Origin of the sequence: Mesorhizobium sp. B2-1-3 (assembly GCF_006442495.1) — a bacterium.
Lineage (GTDB): Bacteria > Pseudomonadota > Alphaproteobacteria > Rhizobiales > Rhizobiaceae > Mesorhizobium.
Window position 1 is genome coordinate 323,853 of the sequence record NZ_VFWL01000001.1, and the last position, 20,177, is coordinate 344,029.

At 64.3% G+C, this 20,177-nt stretch carries 18 protein-coding genes; 8 read left to right on the forward strand and 10 right to left on the reverse strand.

The features are described from left to right. Positions 1-75: 75 nt before the first annotated feature. The 8 genes from dapB to FJ973_RS01705 all read right to left on the reverse strand — a co-directional run bounded on the left by dapB (position 76) and on the right by FJ973_RS01705 (position 8,730). Positions 76-918: a 4-hydroxy-tetrahydrodipicolinate reductase gene (gene dapB / locus FJ973_RS01670; RefSeq protein WP_140554689.1), complete on the reverse strand. Its 843-nt coding sequence runs from the start codon at positions 916-918 to the stop codon at positions 76-78. Continuing rightward, positions 915-2,837 carry an ABC transporter ATP-binding protein gene (locus tag FJ973_RS01675; protein ID WP_140524356.1) on the reverse strand — a complete coding sequence of 641 codons (1,923 nt, stop codon included), beginning with the start codon at positions 2,835-2,837 and terminating at the stop codon, positions 915-917. Before FJ973_RS01675 ends, dapB begins: the two co-directional genes overlap by 4 nt. A gap of 108 nt (positions 2,838-2,945) precedes the next feature. Next, on the reverse strand, positions 2,946-3,971 hold the full coding sequence (locus tag FJ973_RS01680; protein WP_140554690.1) for a glucokinase: 1,026 nt from the start codon (positions 3,969-3,971) through the stop codon (positions 2,946-2,948). Between the two features lie 133 nt (positions 3,972-4,104). After that, positions 4,105-4,695 (reverse strand): cation transporter, encoded by a 591-nt coding sequence (locus tag FJ973_RS01685; RefSeq protein WP_140491703.1) that lies wholly within the window; start codon positions 4,693-4,695, stop codon positions 4,105-4,107. 67 nt (positions 4,696-4,762) lie between these two features. Continuing rightward, a complete protein-coding gene (gene mepA / locus FJ973_RS01690; protein WP_140554691.1) occupies positions 4,763-5,848 on the reverse strand; it encodes a penicillin-insensitive murein endopeptidase in 1,086 nt (361 codons plus the stop codon). 155 nt (positions 5,849-6,003) lie between these two features. Beyond that, complete coding sequence (locus FJ973_RS01695) at positions 6,004-6,906, reverse strand: SDR family oxidoreductase (RefSeq protein ID WP_140554692.1); 903 nt, start codon at positions 6,904-6,906, stop codon at positions 6,004-6,006. Continuing rightward, positions 6,903-8,057, reverse strand: coding sequence for a tRNA epoxyqueuosine(34) reductase QueG (gene queG / locus FJ973_RS01700; protein WP_140554693.1), 1,155 nt, complete (start codon positions 8,055-8,057; stop codon positions 6,903-6,905). The genes FJ973_RS01695 and queG overlap by 4 nt, the downstream gene beginning before the upstream one ends. After that, positions 8,038-8,730, reverse strand: coding sequence for a glutathione S-transferase family protein (locus tag FJ973_RS01705; protein ID WP_140491712.1), 693 nt, complete (start codon positions 8,728-8,730; stop codon positions 8,038-8,040). The genes queG and FJ973_RS01705 overlap by 20 nt, the downstream gene beginning before the upstream one ends. A 318-nt stretch (positions 8,731-9,048) precedes the next feature. Here FJ973_RS01705 and FJ973_RS01710 point away from each other — a divergent pair, with 318 nt between their 5' ends. Continuing rightward, positions 9,049-9,855: an undecaprenyl-diphosphate phosphatase gene (locus tag FJ973_RS01710; RefSeq protein WP_140524368.1), complete on the forward strand. Its 807-nt coding sequence runs from the start codon at positions 9,049-9,051 to the stop codon at positions 9,853-9,855. A 244-nt stretch (positions 9,856-10,099) separates the two neighbouring features. Next, positions 10,100-11,740, forward strand: a complete 1,641-nt coding sequence (locus FJ973_RS01715; RefSeq protein ID WP_140554694.1) for an ABC transporter substrate-binding protein — start codon at positions 10,100-10,102, stop codon at positions 11,738-11,740. A gap of 243 nt (positions 11,741-11,983) precedes the next feature. On the opposite strand, the gene FJ973_RS31185 is transcribed toward FJ973_RS01715, so the two are convergent. Next, a complete protein-coding gene (locus tag FJ973_RS31185) occupies positions 11,984-12,532 on the reverse strand; it encodes a hypothetical protein (protein ID WP_246675812.1) in 549 nt (182 codons plus the stop codon). Between the two features lie 372 nt (positions 12,533-12,904). On the opposite strand from FJ973_RS31185, the gene FJ973_RS01720 reads away from it, so the two are divergent. Next, positions 12,905-14,149 (forward strand): hypothetical protein, encoded by a 1,245-nt coding sequence (locus tag FJ973_RS01720; protein ID WP_246675813.1) that lies wholly within the window; start codon positions 12,905-12,907, stop codon positions 14,147-14,149. Position 14,150: 1 nt separating this feature from the next. After that, the gene (locus FJ973_RS01725) at positions 14,151-14,705 is read left to right on the forward strand and encodes a hypothetical protein (protein ID WP_140554695.1); all 555 of its coding nucleotides are present in this window, start codon (positions 14,151-14,153) and stop codon (positions 14,703-14,705) included. A gap of 10 nt (positions 14,706-14,715) precedes the next feature. Here the strand turns inward: FJ973_RS01725 and lepA are convergent, their stop codons facing one another. After that, entirely contained in the window at positions 14,716-16,521 is a 1,806-nt protein-coding gene (gene lepA / locus FJ973_RS01730) for a translation elongation factor 4 (protein WP_140554696.1), read from the reverse strand. A gap of 207 nt (positions 16,522-16,728) precedes the next feature. Between lepA and FJ973_RS01735 the strand changes: the two genes are divergently transcribed. From FJ973_RS01735 to msrA, 4 genes are all read left to right on the forward strand, one after another. Beyond that, a complete protein-coding gene (locus FJ973_RS01735) occupies positions 16,729-17,808 on the forward strand; it encodes a TadE/TadG family type IV pilus assembly protein (RefSeq protein ID WP_140554697.1) in 1,080 nt (359 codons plus the stop codon). 375 nt (positions 17,809-18,183) lie between these two features. Then, positions 18,184-18,888, forward strand: coding sequence for a DUF1223 domain-containing protein (locus tag FJ973_RS01745; RefSeq protein WP_140554699.1), 705 nt, complete (start codon positions 18,184-18,186; stop codon positions 18,886-18,888). Positions 18,889-19,015: 127 nt separating this feature from the next. Further along, positions 19,016-19,294 (forward strand): hypothetical protein, encoded by a 279-nt coding sequence (locus tag FJ973_RS01750; protein WP_140524380.1) that lies wholly within the window; start codon positions 19,016-19,018, stop codon positions 19,292-19,294. Positions 19,295-19,427: 133 nt separating this feature from the next. Then, on the forward strand, positions 19,428-20,153 hold the full coding sequence (msrA, locus tag FJ973_RS01755; protein ID WP_140554700.1) for a peptide-methionine (S)-S-oxide reductase MsrA: 726 nt from the start codon (positions 19,428-19,430) through the stop codon (positions 20,151-20,153). Positions 20,154-20,177: the final 24 nt, after the last annotated feature.

A 20,177-nucleotide genomic window follows, 5' to 3' on the forward strand; every position in this document is an offset into this window, starting at 1 on the left:
TGAGCAATTCCAGCAGAAGTGGGAAGCGGTTTTCTGTCCGGAATTGCATGTGGATGAAGATGGTCCGGGGTCGTTTCAGGCAAGCCCGAGCACGTCCCGCATCGAGTAAAGGCCGGGCTTCCTGCCATGCGCCCACAGGGCTGCCTTGACGGCGCCGCGGGCGAAGATGGTGCGGTCCTCGGCATGGTGGGCCAGCGTGATACGTTCGCCGGTGCCGGCCAGGATCACGCTGTGGTCGCCGACCACCGAGCCGCCGCGCAGGGTTGCGAAGCCTATCGAGCCCGGCTTGCGCACGCCGGTGTGGCCGTCGCGGACGCGCACATCGTTGCCGGCAAGCGGCACGCCACGCCCCGCGGCGGCGGCTTCGCCCAGCAGCAGAGCGGTGCCGGACGGCGCGTCGACCTTGTGCCTGTGATGCATTTCGAGGATCTCGATGTCGAAATCCCCGGCGTCGAGGGCGCGCGCGGCCTGTTCGACCAGCACCGCCAGGAGATTGACGCCGAGGCTCATATTGCCCGACTTGACGATCGTCGCATGGCGCGCCGCGGCGGCGATCCTGGCATTGTCGTCGACCGAGCAGCCGGTCGTGCCGATGACATGGACGATGCGCGCCTGCGCCGCATAGCCGGCGAATTCGACGGTCGCAGCCGGGGCGGTGAAATCGAGCACGCCGTCCGCCCCGGCGAAGGCCGGCAGCGGATCGTCCGATATCGGCACATTGATGATGCCGATGCCGGCAAGCTCGCCCGCATCCTTGCCGAGATAGGGCGATCCTTGCCGCTCGATCGCGCCGGCGACGCGTGCGCCCGGCATTGTGTGGATGGCGCGGATCAGCGTCTGGCCCATGCGGCCGGCGGCGCCCACCACCACCAGGCCCATATCGCCCGCGGGTCTGTCGGCTGTCGGCGTTTCACTCATCTCGCGCTCCCGGCGATGCCCTGCGTCTCGATAGGTTGCGTCGGCCCTGGCGCCGGAGTTTGGATCGGCGCGCCGTCATCGACAAGCCCCAGGCCCTTCCTGCCCTGCACCCGGTGGAAGCGGGAATAGACGCTGTGCGGGTCGGCCATCAGCGAGGCATGGGTGCCCTGTTCGACCAGATGGCCCTGTTCCAGCACGATGATGTGGTCGGCATTGACCACCGTCGACAGCCGGTGGGCGATGACGATGGTGGTGCGCCCCTCCATGACGTGGGTCAGCGCTTCCTGGACCTTGGCTTCCGCCTCATTGTCAAGCGCCGAGGTCGCCTCGTCGAGCAGCAGGATCGGCGCCTGGCGGACGATGGCGCGGGCGATCGACACACGCTGGCGCTGGCCGCCCGACAGCGACGCGCCGTTTTCGCCGACGGGCGTGTCGTAGCCCAGCGGCTGCTGGCGGATGAAGCCGTCGGCCTGGGCCAGTCGCGCGGCCTGCTCGATCTCGGCATCTGTGGCGGAGAGCCGGCCATAGCGGATGTTATCGCGGATGGTGCCTTCGAACAGATAGGGCTGCTGCGAAACATAGGCGATGGAGCTGCGCAGCGATTGCTTGGTGATCTTGGAAATGTCCTGGCCGTCGATCTCGATCGTGCCCGACTCGACGTCGTAGAAACGCTGCAGCAGCGCCACCAGCGTCGTCTTGCCGGCGCCGGAGGCGCCGACGATGGCCGTCATCTTGCCGGCGGCGGCGACGAAACTGAGGTCCTGCAGGACCGGTGCCTCCTCGACATAGCGGAAGCTCACATTGTTGAACCGCACTTCGCCCGTGGTGAAATTGGCCTCGGCGGCTCCCGGCGCATCGCCCTGCTGCGGCTCGAGATCGAGGATTTCGTAGATCATGCGCGCATTGACCAAAGCGCGCTCCATGCCGACCTGCATGCGCGCCAGCCGCCTTGCCGGGTCGTAGGCCAGCATCAGCGCGGTGATGAAGGAGAAGACGGCGCCCGGCGGCTGCCCGAGGACGAGCGCACGATAGCCGGAATAGGCGATGACGCCGGTGACGGCGAGACCGGCCAGCATGTCGGAAATCGGCGACAGCCGTTCCGAAACCCGGGCGATCTTGTTGCCGCGGTGCTCGGCGCTGTTGGCGAGCTGGCTGATGCGTCGCGATAGCTCGTCCTCCATGGTGAAGGCCTTGACGATGGCGATGCCTTGCGTGGCTTCCTGCATGGCGCCGATCAGCCGGGAGTTGATCTGCACCGATTCGCGGGTGATGCGGCGCACCCGGCGCATCAGGTAGACAACGGTGTAGATGAGCGGCGGCCCGATCACCAGCGAGCTGAGCGACAGGACCGGATCCTGGTAGATCATGACGCCGAGCAGCCCGAACAGCGTCACCCCGTCGCGCGCGATCGACGTCAGCGTCATCGACAGCAGGTCGCGAATGCCGTTGACGTTCTCGTTGACCTGCGCCGCCAGCCGGCCCGATCTCGTGTCGTTGAAGAAACCGACGCCGAGCTTCATCAGGTGATCGAAGATGCGGCGCTGGTAGCGCGCAACCAGATTGTTGCCGACGGTCGCCAGCGTCACCGCCTGGCCGTAGCCGGCGAAACCGCGCACGAGAAAGGCGCCCATGACGCCGGCGCAAATCCACACGATCAGATCGCCGCGCCGCTCATAGAAGATCTGGTTGACGACCGGGCTCATGATCCAGGCGGTGAAAGCGGTCGTGGCGGACACCGCCAGCAGGCAGGCCCCGGCAAAGATGTAGGACCACAAATAGTCGCGGCCGTTCTCGGCGATGATACGGCGCAGCACCGCCCAGACCTCGCCAGGGGTGGCTTTCTGCTTATGTGGAGCTTGGAGTGTCAAATCGGGAGCGCTTCGTGGTTTCCGCTTGGTGGGACGGGCTGCACACGGCATCCCTTCTGGCGCCCCTCTTAGCGCCAAGCGGCCGGCTTGCCTATGCCTGCGGCTGATTAACTTCGTCGCGGGGACCGGACGGACGCCTGGTCCGTCATGCGACCCAGCCTAGGCCTGCCAGCGGCGGCCCGCGGTCTGCACGCCGAACAGCGAAGGGTTCCTGGCGTAGGCGGCGAGGCCCAGAAGGGCCGCCAGCGGATGGGTGATGACATAGACGGGCATGGTGCGCATCAATTCGCTGTGCGGGGCCTTGTCCTCGAAGGCGGCGCGGAAATTGCCCTGTTTCAGCGCCGGCACGATCTTCTGCGCGATGCCGCCGGTGAGAAACACACCGCCGCGGCTCATGAACACCAAGGCGAGATCGCCGGCGGTGCGCCCAAGGCAGGTGACGAATATCTCCAGCGCTTCCTGCGCAACCGGATCGGCCCTGGCAAGTGCCGCTGCGGTTATCTCGGCCGGCGTGGTGAAGGGCGACGGCTTGCCGTCCGCCTTGGCCACCGCCCGGTAGACGTTGACCAGACCGCGTCCGCACAGGATCTGCTCGCCCGAAATGCGGCCCTCGATCTTCTCGATATGCGGGAAAACCTCGAAATCCCTGCTAGAACGCGGGCCGATGTCCATATGGCCGCCCTCGCCGGGCACCGGGATCCAGTGGCGCAGCGCGTGCACCAGCCCGGCGACGCCGAGCCCGGTTCCGGGACCGAGCACCACGCGGCCGGCATTGGGCTCCGGCGCGCCGCCGCCGATCTTTTCCATGTGCTCTTCGCCGAGCGCCACGACGGCCAGCGCCTGCGCCTCGAAATCGTTGAGCACGACGATGTCGCTGAGGCCGAGGCTGGCGAACATCTGCCGGGGCTTGACGATCCACGGGCAATTGGTGAGCTCGATCTCGTCGCCATCGACCGGGCCGGCCACCGCCAGCACCGCCGAATTGGGGCGGACCGAGGAGCGGTCGAGCACCGCCGCTTGGATCGCCTCGTCGATTGTGTTGTAGCTGGCGGTCTGGACGATCGCCGGCTCGCCGGCTTCCGAATTGGCGTCGAGCACGACCGAGAAGCGCGCATTGGTGCCGCCGATGTCGCCGATCAGGATCGGGAACCGCAGCGCCGTGTCGTCGTCGCCTGTGTTTGGCATGCTTTCTCGTCCGTCCCCGGCGCCCGACGGCTCATTGCCGTTCTCCCGTTGACTAGCGCATGAGTTTGAAAAGGGAAACGGTTTTCGAAACCGATGGTGCGCACGACCGATTTATGAAGTCGAACGGCCGCGACTAGGCTGCCGCCTTGTGCTCCTCGCGGGCAGCGGACCAGACCTCGCGGGCCGCATCGGCGTTCATGGCGGCAATTCCCAGGCCGACAATCAGGTCGGGCCACGCGGAATGCCAGATCACCGCGGTGAGAAGGCCCGCGGCGATTATGGCGACGTTGGCAAAGGCGTCGTTCCGCGCGGAGAGGAACGCGGCCTTTGTCAGGCTGCCGCCGTGATGGCGGAAGCGCGCCAGCATGAACGCGCAAGACAGATTCACGGCCAAAGCCCCGGCGCCCGCAAGAGACAGCGGCAGCGGCGACGGCGCGACCGGCAGGTTGAACTTGGCCCAAGCCGTCCAGAGCGTTGCCAACGCGGGCACCAGAAGAATCGCCGCCAGAGCCATGCCGACCCTTGCGCGACTGCGGGCGCCCCAGCCCAGGGCAACGAGAATAAGCAAATTGAGCGAGGCATCTTCCAGGAAATCGACGCTGTCCGCGAACAGCGACACGGAGCCGATCGCAGATGCCACGGCGAACTCGACGATGAAGTAGCCCAGGTTCAGAAGGGCCACCCACCGGACGACGCGGCGAAGGCCTATATCCTGCGTTTGCAATGCCGGCCCTCCTGCTCGCGGGGAACGAATGAACGGCGGCGAAGCGCCGGGGCGTCAACTGACGCGGTCAGTTTCCCGGCCGTGGCCGCGGCACCGGCACGCCGATCTCGGGCGTCGCGGTGAAGGCGTTCACCATGCCTGGCAGGCCGGCCGTGCCGCTGGCCGCGGTGGCGGGCAGCGACGGCGCTTCGGGTTCGGGCGCGGCGACCGCGACCGGTACGGCGCCGCCATGATAGGTGGCGGCCTCGACCGAGGCCGGCCCGGGCGCGTCGAGCACGGCGCGGCATTCTCTCGGCAGGTTCGCCATGGTCATCAGGTCGCGCGCCTTGGGCGCATCCGGGTTCTTGTTGGGCCGCCACGGTTCCTGCGTGAACCACCAGGCCAGCGGCTTGCCGCAGCCGTCGTCGGCCGGGGTCGCTTCCTGCGCCTTGCAGTTGGGCGAGCCCGGCTGACAGCCGATGCGCATGTGGAAATGATAGTCGTGGCCCCAGAACGGCCTGATCTTGCGCAGCCAGGAGCGGTCGCCCCTGACGGTGTCGCAGAGCTTCTTCTTGATGCCGGGATTGACCAGGATGCGCTCGACCTCGGGATAGCTCGCCGCGCGCTTCAAAAGCCGCGTATGCGCCGACGTCCACAGCGCGTCCTTCACCAGATGCGTCTTTTCGTCGACCATCAAGGTCGCGCTCATCGTCTCGCGCCGCGCCATCGACAACGGCCGGCTGGGCATCGGCGTCAGCCAGATGTCGGCATCGAGCCCGATCTGGTGCGAGGCATGGCCCGTCAGCATCGGGCCGCCGCGCGGCTGCGCGATGTCGCCGATCAAAAGGCCCGGCCAGCCGTCGGCGACGGCATCGCGCGACAGTTTCTCGACCAGCGCGATCATCGCCGGATGGCCCCAGCGGCGATTGCGCGACGGCCGCATCACCTGCCAGGTCGGGCCGTCCATGGGGATGGCGACGCCGCCGGCAAAGCAGCCCTTGGAGTAGAAGCCGAAGGATTGCGGGGCGGTCGCAGTCGGCAATCTCTCGGCGCCGAACAGGTCCTTTGCCCGTTCCTCGGCCATTGCCGGCCGCGCGGCGAGACTTGTGAGGGCGAGCAGGCCAAAAGCCGCCGCCAGCTGTAAACGCTTGCCGAGCCGCATCGCTGTCTCCATGAACCCCCGCCGCAAACCCAAGCCCGAATCATAGCACGCAATGGACGTTGCTTCGATCGCCGGAGCGGTTCCGTTTTTCACAAACCGGTCAACCGCCCTGTTTTCTTTTCCGAGGCATTCCGACCGAAACCGTGGCACGTGTTTCCCGGCATGCGTCAGCGTTTCATCGGGCTGCGCGGCGCGCCGTCGCGCCAGTCGCCGCTTGCCCATATGTGGTCGAAGGCGGCGCGGTAGTCCGGGAAGCGGAACCGGTAGCCCGCCGCCTTGAGCGCCGCGTTGGCGACGCGCTTGTTCTCGCCATAGAAGGACCGCGCCATGGGCGAAAGTTGGGCGGCCTCGAAGGGAATTTCGGGCGGCGGTGTGACGCCCATCAGCGCGGCGGCATAGGCCACGACGTCCTGCGGCGGCGACGGCTCATCGTCGGTGACGTTGAAGATGCCGCCCGTATTATCCCCGATGAGATGCCACAGCGCGCCGGCTATATCGTCACAATGGATGCGGTTGAACACCTGGCCGGGCTTGACCAGCCGCCGCGCGGTGCCGTTTTCCAGATTGACCAAGGCGTTGCGGCCCGGGCCGTAGATGCCGGAGAGCCGCAGCACCGCCACCGGCCGGCCAGTCTCGCGGCCAAGCCGCAGCCAGTCCTGCTCGGCCGCCACGCGCATCGCCGAGCGTTTCGACACCGGCCGGCATTGCGCCGTCTCGTCGACCCAGGCGCCGCCATGGTCGCCATACACGCCGACGGTGGAGAGATAGCCGATCCATTCGAGCGCAGGCATCCGCACGATCGCCTCGCGGGCGGCATTCAGCACGGGATCGCCGGCCTCCTCGGGCGCGATCGAGATCACCAGATGGGTTGTTGTCGCCAGCGCATCGCTGATTTCGCCGGTCAGCGCGCCATCGAACAGCAGCGGCGCGATGCCGGCCTGGCGGAGCGCCTCGAATTTCTCCGCGGAGCGCGTCGTGCCGCGGACCGTCGTGGCGGAATCCCGGTTGGCGCGCGCAAAAGCCTGACCCGAATAGCCGGCGCCGAAGATGAATATCCGCTTTTCACTCATGCAGGCGCCCTGGCTGGAATCGGCCGCGCCCATTCCTCGCGCACGGCCGCGTCGCTCTCGGTTTCCAGGCCGGTCGCGGCGCGTTCGGCATATTCGGCCTCGGGCACCAGCCGCGCCAGCGCCCATATTGCCGCGCCCCGCACCAGCGGCGAGGCGTCGGCTAGCAAGGCGCGCACGGCGCCGGCAAGCGCGGCATCGCGGGAATTGCCGGCGGCGATCAGCACGTTGCGGACAAAGCGGTCGCGGCCGATGCGCTTGATCGGCGAACCGGAAAAGAACGCGCGAAAGGCCGCGTCGTCCAGCCGCAGAAGATCGGCCAGCGCCGGCTCGCGTAGGTCCTCGCGCGCGGCGAGCTTGGCCTCGGACGCCACCTTGGCGAACTTGTTCCATGGGCAGGCGGCGAGACAGTCGTCGCAGCCATAGATGCGGTTGCCGATCGCCTCGCGGAATTCATGCGGGATCGGCTCCTTGTTCTCGATGGTGAGATAGGAGATGCAGCGCCGCGCATCGAGCCGGTAGGGCGCCGGGAAGGCGTGGGTCGGGCAGGCGTCGAGGCAGGCGCGGCAGGAGCCGCAATGGTCCTCCTCCGGCAGGTCTGGAACCAGTTCGGCCGTCGTGAAGATGGTGCCGAGGAACAGCCAGGAACCATGCTGCCGGCTGACCAGATTGGTGTGCTTGCCTTGCCAGCCGAGCCCGGCGGCCTCGGCCAGCGGCTTTTCCATGACGGGCGCCGTATCGACGAAGACTTTGACGTCGCCTCCCGCCCGCGCGACGATCTTGCCGGCGATTTCCTTCAGCCGGCCCTTCATCACGTCATGATAGTCGCGGTTTTGCGCGTAGACCGAGATCGCGCCCCGGTCGCGCCTGGCCAACAGGTCGCGCGGATCGTGGTCCGGCCCGTAATTCATCGCCAGCACGACGATCGAACGCACCTGCGGCCACAGGCTTGACGGCTCGCTGCGGCGTTGCAGCGTCTCGGCGATCCAGCCCATGGAGCCGTGGAACCCGTCCGCGACGAAGGCAGCGAGCCGGGCCGGCGCCAGCGGGATCGCATCGGGGGTGGTGACGGCGACCGCCTCGAAACCGGCGTGCCGCGCCTGCGCGTCGATCAGCGCGCGCAGTTTTGCGGCGTCAGAAGTCGAGGTCCGCATAATGCGACACCGGCGACAGGCCGCGCACCCGGTCGGTCAACAGCGGCCGGAACGAAGGCCGCGACTTGACCCGCGTGTACCATTCGCGCGCGGCAGTGTGCTCGCGCCAGTCGATCTCGCCGAGATAGTCGAGTACCGAAAGGGTGGCGGCGGCGGCGAGATCGGCATAGGTGACCCTCGAGCCGGCCAGCCAGTGGCGGGTGCCGGCCAGCCAGTTGGTGTATTTCATGTGCTGGCGGATGTTGGCCCGCGCCGCGCGGATGGCGGCCGAATCGGGCGAGCCGCCGCCGGCGGTTTCCGGCATGACCGGCTTCAGCACGCGCTCGCGCACCAGATGCCGGGTGACTTCGCTCTCGGCCTTGTGGAGATACCAGTCGGTCAGCCGGCGGATCTCGGCGCGCTGCATCGGGTCCTCGGCGAACAGGCGCTTGTCGCGCTTCAGGACGCCGCGCGTCTCGTCGAGATATTCCGAGATGACCGTGGCGCCGACGATCGGCACATCGCCCTCGGCCAAAAGGATCGGCAGCGTGCCGGCCGGGTTCAGCGCCAAGAACTCCTTGCGCCGCGTCCACGGCTTCTCCTCGATCAGCGCCAGCTCCTCGCCATACTCGCCGAAAGCGAGGCGCACGAACCGGCAGGAGGCGAACATGGGATGATGGAAAAGCGTCAGCATGGTTCCGCGATGATAAAGCGCACTGGTGGTTTGGATTTGAAGTTCCTGTCCCCTCAACGGCATCCGCGTTCAGGAACTTCAAATTCAAACCACACCAGAACTTGAAGTTGGCAGTGTGGCTCAGAATCCGGAATTCGCGCATCGCGCTCCTCCCGGGTATGGCGAATTCCGGATTGCCACACTGGCGAATCGCCGGGCGCACCGGTAAGTCTTGGCCGCCCGGTAAGCGGGCCGTCAGGGTGTTGCGACCTATAGGGGGAGTTCGGCGCCATGACAAGCAAGCCCTGTCAGCCCATCCAGCGAATGCCGAGGTAGCCAATGGAAAGCCAGACAATCGTCGAAGCCCTGCTGCTCGGTCTGCTGGAGGGATTGACCGAGTTCATTCCGGTGTCCTCGACCGGCCATATCCTGCTCGCCGGCCATTTTCTCGGCTTCCACTCGACCGGCAAGGCCTTCGAGATCCTGATCCAGCTCGGCGCCATCCTGGCCATTCTGAGCGTCTATTTCCGGCGCTTGTGGCAGATGCTGCTCGACCTGCCGCATGACCGGCTGACGCGGCATTTCGTCATCGGCATCCTTATCGCCTTCCTGCCGGCGGCCATCATCGGCGCGCTGGCGCATGATTTCATCAAGACCATCCTGTTCGAATCGCCGCGGCTGATCTGCATCATGCTGATCATCGGCGGCGTGGTGTTGCTCGCCGTCGACCGCATGAAGCTCAAGCCTATGTACCGCGACGTCGAACGCTTCCCGACCCGGCTTTACCTGCAGATCGGTCTGTTCCAGTGCCTGTCGTTGATCCCCGGCACCTCGCGCTCGGGCTCGACCATCGTCGGCGCGCTGCTGCTTGGCGTCGACAAGCGGGCGGCGGCGGAATTTTCCTTCTTCCTCGCCATCCCCACCATGGTCGGCGCCTTCGCCTTCGACCTGTTCAAGAACCGCAACGTGCTGACGTCGGCCGACCTGCCGATCATCGCCGTCGGCTTCGTCGCCGCCTTCGTCACCGCGCTGCTGGTGGTACGCCTGCTGCTCGATTACGTCTCGCGCAAGGGCTATGCGCTGTTCGGCTGGTGGCGGCTGGTGGTCGGCATCGTCGGGCTGGCCGCGCTGATGATCTGGGGGTGACCTCGTCATCCACGGGCGAAGCAAGGAGCGCAGCGACGCCGCGCAGGCCCGTGGATGACGAAGGTGAAGGCCTTCGCGCGCCCCCTTCATGCGAACCTCCTGCGGAGCAGCGCACAAGTCCTGCGGATTCCAGAACACTCCGCTGCGTAAGCTCGCCCTATCATCCCTCAGGCAATGGCGTCCGGCGAGCCGCATTCGCCCCCGCGCACGCGGTCGGCCGGGCGCCCAACAAGAGGGAACGACGATGAAATTCATGCTGACCGACAGGAAACTGCACCCGCGGGCCAAACCCGTCGCCGAGGATTTCAGGAGCGGCGGCATCAACCGGCGCGAATATCTGGCGCTGATGGCCGGGCTCGGCGTCAGCGCCGCCGGCGCTTTTGCCCTGGGCGGGCTGGCGCCCACGCCCGCCCGCGCGGCGGAGCCCAAGAAGGGCGGCGTGCTGCGCGTTGCCATGAACGTCAAGGGTTTCAAGGACCCGCGCACCTTCGACGGCGTCGAAATGTCCAATGTCGCGCGCCACTGCAACGAATATCTGGTGCGCTGGAACACCGATTTTTCTTTCGAGCCCTGGCTGCTCGAAAAATGGGAGATGAGCGACGACGCCAAGACGCTCACGCTGCATGTGCGCAAGGGCATCACCTGGTCGAACGGCGACGCCTTCAACGCCGACGATGTCGTCCACAACCTCACCCGCTGGTGCGAAGCCGGTGTTGCCGGCAATTCGGTCGCCGCGCGCATGGGTGCGCTGGTCAACGCCGACACCAAGAAGGTGGTCGATGGCGGCATCGAGAAGGTCGACGACCACACGATCAGGCTCAACCTGCCCAAGCCGGACATTTCGCTGATCGCCGGCATGGCCGACTATCCCGCTTTGATCATGCACCGCTCTTATGAGGGCGATGGCGACCCACTGAAGGCGCTTTCCATCACCACCGGCCCCTGCGAACTGGTGAAGTGGGACGCCGAGACGGGAGCCGAGGTGAAGCGCAAGGACAAGCCCTGGTGGAAGGGCGAATTCCACCTGGATGGGATCCAGTGGATCGATTACGGCTCCGACCCCAACGCCATGCTGTCGGCGTTCGAATCCGGCGAGATCGACACCGACCACGAGACCGCCTCCGATGCCGTCTCGCAGACCGAGCAGATGGGCCTGAAGAATTCCGAGATCGCCACCGGCTCCACCATCGTCGCCCGCTTCAACGTCGCCAACGCGCCCTATGACGACGTCAAGGTGCGCCGCGCCGCCCAGCTCGCCGTCGACAATTCGGCCGTGCTGGCGCTCGGCCTCGGCGGCCGCGGCAAGCCCGCCGACAACCACCATGTCGGCCCCATGCACCCTGAATATGCCGATATCGGCCCGGCCAAGCGCGACGTGGACGCCTCGAAGAAGCTGCTGGCCGAATCCGGCAAGGCGGACCATGAATACGACCTCATCTCGGTCGACGTCGAATGGCAAAAGAGCACCGGCGACGCGATCGCCGCGCAGATGCGCGAGGCCGGCCTCAAGATCAAGCGCACCGTGCTGCCCGCCGCCACCTTCTGGAACGACTGGAGCAAATATCCCTTCTCCTGCACCGAATGGCTCGGCCGCCCGCTCGGCGTCCAGGTGCTGGCGCTGGCCTATAAATCCGGCGCCGCCTGGAACGAAAGCGCCTATGCCTCGAAGGAGTTCGACGAGCTGCTCGACAAGGCGCTCGCCACCCCCGACGCCGCCCAGCGCAAGGAGATCATGGCCGGCATCGAGAAGAATTTGCGCGAGTCCGGCATCATCATCCAGCCCTACTGGCGCTCGGTCTACCGTACCTACCGCAAGGGGGTGGAAGGCTGCGAACAGCACCAGGCGCTGGAGCAGCATTTCGAGAAGGTTTGGTTGGAGGGGTGAGGCCAGCGCCGACCTGATTTCCTCTCCCCCACGAAAGTGGGGGAGAGGTGGCCCGGCGAAGCCGGGACGGAGAGGGGGACGCCCTCCGCGAGCCAAAGCCGGGGCAGGAGAAGGCGCGATACGATGATGCTGTCCCGAAACCTGACACGAAACCTTCTGGACTCGGCGCTGCCCCCTCTCCGTCCCGGCTTCGCCGGGCCACAGAGGTGCTCCAGCTAGGCGCGGGCGTCGACAATCACCGAATCAAAGCAGATTCACCACCGCCTCACTCCGCTGGAACACCCCTCTACCGTCTCGGCGCTGCGCGCCGATCCACCTTCTCCCACAAGGGGAGAAGGAAAGCTGGCCGCAACGCTGGCGCTTTTTCTGCAACGTTCGCGATTCGCGAAATCGGTGACGACAGCGTCCTTCGCCCCGTTTACGGGGAGAAGATGGCGGCAGCCAGATGAGGGGCGGCGCCGACGCCTGAAATTGAAGCGGGCCCCAAGCGCGGTGAGCCGCATCCAGAGCGCAAACGTGCTGGGCTCCGCCGATCATGAGCAGCGCTGCCGCCCAAAGCGAGATGCCGCCGAAATAGGAGGGCACGCTGGCCTCCAGCCCCGCCGCATTGCCGGCCAGCAGCAGGGTCTCGCCGGCGAGGAAGCTCAGGAAGCCCGCGGCTACGCAGTCATTGCCCAGCCGCTGATATTTCATCGTGAGCAGCGCGGTCGCCACCACCAGCGCCGCGCCGTCGATCGTCCGGAGCGTTTCGCGCAGCGGAGCGCTCGCGACGAAGGATACCGGCGAGGCCAAAGGCGCCGCCGATGGCGAGGCCGATCGTAGCGACGGTGTCCGGAATGGAACGCATTTGAGATATCCCCCAAGTCGCTAGAGGCGATACGTCAGGGCGGCGGGTTCTCAAAGTGCGGGTTAGCGCGCTGAAGCAGATGGCCGCTGCCCCGTTGTCGATTGAAAGGGGAAATCTGCGACAACTTCGCCCCGCCGCGTGCAGCTATTCTTCTGACCTCTCCCCAAGACCATTTGTCCTCAGCCAAGTTCAGTTTTCCCAAAACTTACCAAGTCAGATTTGCGCTATTCATCATGAGAACTCTCGATTAGTCTCCAATCTTCGACGATCGCCGAATGTACTCCTTCGGCCAAGCATTTCAGGGAAAAGGGTGGGGGATGACCGAAGTCCGCGTGTTTGGTCCTAATTGGCCAGACGATATTGATCCGCTAGTTAACGACGTTGAAGAATTCGCTAAGCAACTTAATCCGGCAGAAGATGCACTGCTTGTCTTTAGGGACGATAGGAACGGCGCTGCGTTTTTAGAGTGCCATGTTTCAGCCAGCTCCTTAATAAAATTCACAACACCCGACACTCCTCTTGATCCAGAAGGATCTCCGGATTACCGGGCAAATCGAGAAATAGTGGTGGATCATGGTGCCTATCAGCAAATGATGCTCGATGCTATGAATGGCCGTTCATTCAGTAACATAGTTTGTGAATATGTTAAGGGCGATCAATTGCCGTTAAAGATCATTGGGAGACAACACCGATTTTCTGCCCTCAAGCAGGCAGCTGCATCCGCTGATAAACATCATGGAATAAAAGTGTATTTTGGTTTAGATAAAGAGCAGAGGCTCGACGCCCAGACCATATCTAACACAAATATTGAAGTCTCAAAGGATCTTCTAGATAGAATGTATGAGACGATGGCCGGTGCCGAGTTACGCTCTTGGTGCCAGGCGGTAGGATTTCTCGAAGATGGAGAGGATTTCGCCGACAAAAGGAAAAGAGGAAGCCCGTTCTCCGTAAAAATGGCCCGTACGTTTATCATAGACTATTATCTGGGGTACGAAAGGGCAGCTGAAAACTTCTCGGCCATAGATACGACTCCAGTCGTGCCAAAATCCGGTGTTAGGTCCGTTAGTGATTGGGATAACACAAAAAAGGGCTATCCCGAGCTATGGTCGGACTCGGCGCTATTGACTGCGGCTAAAGAGTTTAGAGCCCTGGTGGAAAAACAGCGAGATGCCTTTAGCAAAGGGGGTAAGAAGGTATCTAACCCGGATTTTGCTGAGAAAGCACTGAACGACGCCATCCTGTCAGCCTGGTCGTATGTCGCAGGCTTACTTCACAAGAATGCAGTGCGTCTAAATCGTCATTTTGATCTCAAAGCTAATGGCAAACCGGATCCCTTGCGAGCTTCTTTGCTCGTGAAGGGAAAGCATCAGACGGACAGCGAGTCATATAGAGGATTGGGTTATAGAACCGACGCCAAGGAACGGGGTCGGTTCGTTGAGCTATTTTGGCTCCATGCGGAAAAGGGCGGCGGTATCACCACCCCTATGATTGATGCAGCCATAGCCGCTTACCACGCAAAGCAAGCTCTCCTCGATGCCGAGGCAAAAAAGAGCGCTATGTGAGATGTCAAGTATCGCTCTTACAACAGATCTGAATAGGCGGTTCGAGTACGCGAAAGCGTTTCTAGATGCGGCAAAATTATCTGGCTCAAACGATGCTATTCAAACTAATATTGAAGCCTCTGTCACACTAGCCTTTTCTTTTCTAGAAGGCGCTTTGACGTATATATTCGAGCATTTTGATAATAATGAAAAATTCAACGTTTTTGAGCGGTCAATTATGCTCGAAAAAGATCTAAAGCTAAAAGACGGCGAGCCCAAAATGGAATCGACTAAATACAGATCGATAGAGGATAGGATTCAGTTTATCTTCTGGCTGTTCACAGGGAAGCCGTTCGACAAAACTCAGCAGTGGTGGCCCAAGATTTCTAGCGCGATTACCTACCGCAACTCTATTATGCACCCCAAACGTCCGACCAGCATACAAGTAAGCGAGGCTGAGCGTCACCTAATTTCCATACTAGAAGCCACTGACGCCTTGTTTCGGGTCGTGTTTGGGAAGGGATGGCCGCGAGCTAAGAAGGGACTTTACACCAAAGTATCCATTTCCGAGCCTTAAGTTCCAGGTCCTAATCCCCCATCTTCAGCGCCTGGATGAACGCCTCCTGCGGGATATCGACCTTGCCGAACTGGCGCATCCGCTTCTTGCCTTCTTTCTGCTTGTCCAGCAGCTTGCGCTTGCGGCTCACGTCGCCGCCGTAGCATTTGGCGGTGACGTCCTTGCGCAGGGCGGAGATGGTTTCGCGGGCGATGACCTTGCCGCCGATCGCGGCCTGGATCGGGATCTTGAACAGATGGTGCGGGATCAGTTCCTTGAGCTTCTCGCACATCTGGCGGCCGCGCTTTTCCGCCGCGGTGCGGTGGACCAGCATGGAGAGCGCGTCGACCGGCTCCTCGTTGACCAGGATCGACATCTTCACCAGGTCGCCTTCGCGGTAGTCGGTGAGGTGATAGTCGAACGAGGCATAGCCCTTGGAGATCGACTTCAGCCGGTCGTAGAAATCGAAGACGACTTCGTTGAGCGGCAGGTCGTAGGTCAGCATGGCGCGCTTGCCGACATAGGAGAGGTCGGCCTGGATGCCGCGCCGGTCCTGGCAGAGTTTCAATATGCCGCCGAGATAGTCGTCGGGGGTGAGGATGGTGGCGCGGATCCACGGCTCCTCGATGGCCGAGATCTTCACCACGTCGGGCATGTCGGCCGGGTTGTGCAGTTCCTTCACCGAGCCGTCATTGAGCAGCAGCCGATAGACGACCGATGGCGCCGTGGCGATCAGGTCGAGGTTGAACTCGCGCTCCAGCCGCTCCTGGATGATTTCGAGATGCAGCAAGCCAAGGAAGCCGCAGCGATAGCCGAAGCCGAGCGCGGCACTGGTTTCCATTTCATAGGAGAAGGAGGCGTCGTTGAGGCGCAATTTGCCGACCGCGGCGCGCAGGTCCTCGAAATCGGCGGCGTCGACCGGGAACAGGCCGCAGAACACCACCGGCTGCGCCGGCTTGAAGCCGGGGAGCGCATGTGCGGTCTGGCGCTTGTCCTCGGTGATGGTGTCGCCGACGCGTGTGTCGGCCACTTCCTTGATCGAGCCGGTGAAGAAGCCGAACTCGCCGGGGCCGAGCTCCTCGACATTGATGCGGGCGGGCGTGAACACGCCGGTGCGCTCGACCAGGTATTTGGCGCCGGTGCCCATCATGCGGATGGTCTGGCCCTTTTTCAGCACGCCGTCGATGACGCGCACCAAAACGATGACGCCGAGATAGGCGTCGTACCAGCTGTCGACCAGCATCGCCTTCAAGGGCGCGCTCGCGTCGCCTTCGCGCGGCGGCGGCAATTGGTGGACGATGGCCTCCAGCACATCGGGAATGCCGAGCCCGGTCTTGGCCGAGATCAGCACGGCGTTGGAGGCGTCGATGCCGATCACCTCCTCGACCTGCTCGCGGATGCGCTCGGGCTCGGCGGCCGGCAGGTCGACCTTGTTCAGCACCACGACGATCTCGTGGTTGTTGTCGATGGCCTGGTAGACATTGGCGAGCGTCTGCGCCTCGACGCCCTGGCTGGCGTCGACCACCAGCAGCGAGCCTTCGCAGGCGGCCAGCGAGCGCGACACTTCATAGGCGAAGTCGACATGGCCGGGCGTGTCGATGAGGTTGAGGATATAGTCCTCGCCATTGTTGGCGCGGTATTTCAGCCGCACCGTCTGCGCCTTGATGGTGATGCCGCGCTCGCGCTCGATGTCCATCGAGTCCAGCACCTGCTCCTTCATGTCGCGCAGCTCCAGCCCGCCGGTGAGCTGGATCAGGCGGTCGGCAAGGGTGGATTTGCCATGGTCGATATGGGCGACGATGGAGAAATTCCTGATGTGGTCGAGGGGCGTGCTCATGCCGCGCGCTTTAGCAGGGGCGGCTTGCTGCGGCAAGGCTTGCGGCGCAAGGGCCGCCCTGTCATCACAAAGCGGTGAGCCGCGCGGAAAAGCCCAAAACAGCGGGCGGGCGCGGCCGGATGCTTAAACTTTGAACGATCCTCTTAGACCTCGGTTTGCCGGCCCATGTTAGTTCCCCCGCAGGTAAACCGTTTTTGGGGTAAGGAAATGCCGGGGCTTGCAGGAAGGTTCGCCCGCTCTCGCGGCGGCTCGATGATGCCGCTGTTCTTCATCAGCCTGGTGCCGCTGGTCACCGTGGTCGGCTTCTCGGTCGACTATACATCGGCGGTGCAGACCCGCTCCAACATGCAGCAGGCGCTCGACGCGGCGACGCTGGCCATCACCACGCTGCCGAAGACGACGACGCTGGCGACCCGCCAGCAGATGCTCCGGGACATCTTCGCGGCCAATGGCGGGCAAGGCACCGCCACGCTGGTGAGCTTCACCATCGCGGCCAACGGCACCGCCACGGCGCAGGCTTCGGCGAGCTTCGCCATGCCGACCGACTTCATGCAGATCGCCAGGATCGACACCGTGCCGGTCGGCGTCACCTCGGCGGTCAACAAGGCGGCGGCCCTGGTGCAGACCACCTTCAAGATCGAGAAGGCGTCGGGCTGGTGGGACAAGACGATGTATCTCTACGGCACGCGATTTGGCTCGACCACGAAGCAGAAGCTGATGCAGATCAGCTATGTCTACAACAAGGGCGGCGACCCCAAGGGCTATGGCACCACCACCGTCTCCACCGTGAGCGGCACCACGCCTACCCAGGTGCAGCAGCAGGTGTGCAACACCACGACGGTCGCCAATTTCGACAACACGCCCTCTGGCGCCATCACCAGCACCGACGGCAACGGCGTCATGCGGCAGACCGTCTGCACCACCACGCCGGCCAACAGCACCGGCGCGGTCATCGACGTCAGCCAGATGGACCAGCTCTATCTGGAGATGAACGTGCCTTCCGCCGCGACGGCCAAACCGGCCCAGCCGACCACGCTCAGGTCGAACGACCCGAACACCTCGAACCGGCTCTATATCGGCACCAGCCCGACCGACATGCCCGAAATCGCCACGGGCCAGACCGTCGATATCTTCACCGCCGTGCCGTGCGGCCAGACGGGCTACCAGGCCTGGGAAGACGGCGGCTCGGCCGTGCCGGCGCCTGTCGTCAACGCCGACTTCTTCTACACCGTGATGGGCAAATGCGACTTCAACCAGCGCCCCTCGCAAACGGTGCTGACGCAGTAGAGGCGAAGCTGCCGATCTCCCCCACGAGGGGGAGATGGCCGGCAGGCCAGAGGGGGGCGCTGCCCCGCCGGCCTTGCCAAGGTCCACGGAACTCGTCCTCCACTTTCCCGATCTGCCGCCTACTCTCTGCCGTCGCGACAATGACTGTCGAACCGCGTCCAGGTAGGTGCTCTACGACGCCCCCCTCTGTCCTGCCGGACATCTCCCCCACGAGGGGGGAGATCGGCTGTCGCGACGGCCTTTGCCAATCTCCGGCCTCTTGGAGCCCGACCAACCTTCATCACAAACCGGTGAGCGCTGTAACGAAGCGATAATTGGCGGCGAAGTGGGGACATGAGCGGCGCATCTCGGCGCCGTCGCCCACGGAGCAATTCCATGTCGCAAGCCAAACGCAGCAGGTTCCTCGCAGTGTCCAGCCTGGGCGCGCTTGCGCTCGCGGCGTCGCTCGGTGCGGCCGCGGCGCAGCCGCTTACCATTGTCGAGCTGTTCACCAGCCAGGGCTGTTCGTCCTGCCCGCCGGCCAATGCCAATCTGATCAAGGTCAAGGACCAGCCCGGCGTGCTGGCGCTGTCCTTCAATGTCACCTACTGGGACTATCTCGGCTGGAAGGACATTTTCGGCCGGCAGGAGTTCACGCAGCGCCAGGTGAGCTACGAGCCGCCGCTCGGCCGTGACGGGCCGTTCACGCCGCAGGTGGTGGTCAACGGCCATGCCGACGCGGTCGGCGCCGCGCCCGGCGAGATCGAACGGCTGATTGCGGCGAGCGGACGCATCAAGGGACCGTCGCTGTCGCTCGATGGCGGCAAGGCCAGCATCGGCGCGGGGAGCGTGCCGGGCGGCAAAGCCGACATCTGGCTGGTGCGCTATGCCAGGGGCGTCGTCGAGGTGCCCGTGGCGCGCGGCGAGAACACCGGCCGCACCTTGCCGCACGGCAATGTCGTGCATGCGCTGAAAAAGCTCGGCAGCTGGACCGGAGAGGCCACGACGCTCGACGTGCCGGCGGCCGCCAACGGCCTCAGCACCGCAGTGCTGGTGCAATCGCCCGGCGGCGGGCCGATCCTGGCCGCCGCCGCCGATTAGCTTACCTCCGGGAACTTCCCGGTTGCGGGGAGAGACCATGCCCGATCAGAAATTGCGCAACGCCGCGCCTGCGGCGCCGCAACAGCCGGCCGCCGCGAGGGCGCGCCACCCAACCAAGGAGACCATCATGACCGTTCTTTCCCGCCTGACGCTGCCGGCGCTTGCGCTCGCTTTGTGCTCGACGGCATTGCTGGCCGGCGGCATCGCCCGGGCCGACGAGGCCACCAACGCCATGAAACCCGCCGCCGACGCGATGAAACCGGCAACCGATGCGATGAAGCCGGCCGACCCGATGGCCACCAATGCCATGAAGCCCGCCGCCGATGCGATGAAACCGGCGGACGCCATGAAGCCGGCGGCTGACGCGATGAAGCCGGCGACGGATGCGATGAAGCCTGCCAACTAGGTCAAGCCGCGGCGGAGAGTTACGCACCCGCTGGGGCCGCACGAGAATGTGAGCCTCCGCCGCAACTCGCGCATCGCGCCGGCTCCGCTAATTCAATAGACTGGACCCTATGCAAGCCATGAGGAGTGCAACCATGACCGACATCAAGAACCGTTCGAGCGGCTTCGTCCGCGGCGCGCTCGCAGCTTTCGCGCTCGCCGTCGCGGGCGCCGCCTTCTGGCTCACCCCAGCGGTTTCGGCGGAAGACGCCGTGGTGATCCCGCCGCCGGCGCTGGATGAAAAGGCCGCGGGCGGCAGCGAGACGGCAGTGTTCGCCGGCGGCTGCTTCTGGGGCGTGCAGGGCGTGTTCCAGCACGTCAAGGGCGTCACCAAGGCGGTCTCGGGCTATACCGGCGGCGCCAAGGACGACGCCGTCTACGAGACGGTCGGCACCGGCCGCACCGGCCATGCCGAATCCGTCGAGATCACCTACGATCCCTCCAAGATCACCTATGGCCAGCTGCTGCAGGTGTATTTCTCGGTCGCCCACAATCCGACCCAGCTCAACTATCAGGGGCCCGACTCCGGCACGCAGTACCGCTCGACGATTTTTGCCGAAAACGACACGCAGAAGAAGATCGCGCAGAGCTACATCGCCCAGCTCGACAAGGCCAAGCTGTTTTCCAAGCCCATCGTCACCACGATCGAAACCGGCAAGACGTTCTATCCGGCCGAGGAGTACCACCAGGATTTCCTGACGCTCAACCCGACCTATCCCTACATCGTCTACAACGACCTGCCAAAGGTGGCGAATTTGAAGACGCTGTTCCCGAAGCTTTACAGCGACAAGCCGGTGCTGGTGCTGTCGGCCAGCAATTGAGGTTCAGAAGCGGAGGCGCTGGCG

Bases quoted from the DNA above. Each gene is read 5' to 3' on its own strand.
- dapB (WP_140554689.1), bottom strand. From the start codon at position 918: ATGAGTGAAACGCCGACAGCCGACAGACCCGCGGGCGATATGGGCCTG.
- FJ973_RS01675 (WP_140524356.1), bottom strand. From the start codon at position 2,837: ATGCCGTGTGCAGCCCGTCCCACCAAGCGGAAACCACGAAGCGCTCCC.
- FJ973_RS01680 (WP_140554690.1), bottom strand. From the start codon at position 3,971: ATGCCAAACACAGGCGACGACGACACGGCGCTGCGGTTCCCGATCCTG.
- mepA (WP_140554691.1), bottom strand. From the start codon at position 5,848: ATGGAGACAGCGATGCGGCTCGGCAAGCGTTTACAGCTGGCGGCGGCT.
- FJ973_RS01695 (WP_140554692.1), bottom strand. From the start codon at position 6,906: ATGAGTGAAAAGCGGATATTCATCTTCGGCGCCGGCTATTCGGGTCAG.
- queG (WP_140554693.1), bottom strand. From the start codon at position 8,057: ATGCGGACCTCGACTTCTGACGCCGCAAAACTGCGCGCGCTGATCGAC.
- FJ973_RS01705 (WP_140491712.1), bottom strand. From the start codon at position 8,730: ATGCTGACGCTTTTCCATCATCCCATGTTCGCCTCCTGCCGGTTCGTG.
- FJ973_RS01710 (WP_140524368.1), top strand. From the start codon at position 9,049: ATGGAAAGCCAGACAATCGTCGAAGCCCTGCTGCTCGGTCTGCTGGAG.
- FJ973_RS01715 (WP_140554694.1), top strand. From the start codon at position 10,100: ATGAAATTCATGCTGACCGACAGGAAACTGCACCCGCGGGCCAAACCC.
- FJ973_RS01720 (WP_246675813.1), top strand. From the start codon at position 12,905: ATGACCGAAGTCCGCGTGTTTGGTCCTAATTGGCCAGACGATATTGAT.
- FJ973_RS01725 (WP_140554695.1), top strand. From the start codon at position 14,151: ATGTCAAGTATCGCTCTTACAACAGATCTGAATAGGCGGTTCGAGTAC.
- lepA (WP_140554696.1), bottom strand. From the start codon at position 16,521: ATGAGCACGCCCCTCGACCACATCAGGAATTTCTCCATCGTCGCCCAT.
- FJ973_RS01735 (WP_140554697.1), top strand. From the start codon at position 16,729: ATGCCGGGGCTTGCAGGAAGGTTCGCCCGCTCTCGCGGCGGCTCGATG.
- FJ973_RS01745 (WP_140554699.1), top strand. From the start codon at position 18,184: ATGTCGCAAGCCAAACGCAGCAGGTTCCTCGCAGTGTCCAGCCTGGGC.
- FJ973_RS01750 (WP_140524380.1), top strand. From the start codon at position 19,016: ATGACCGTTCTTTCCCGCCTGACGCTGCCGGCGCTTGCGCTCGCTTTG.
- msrA (WP_140554700.1), top strand. From the start codon at position 19,428: ATGACCGACATCAAGAACCGTTCGAGCGGCTTCGTCCGCGGCGCGCTC.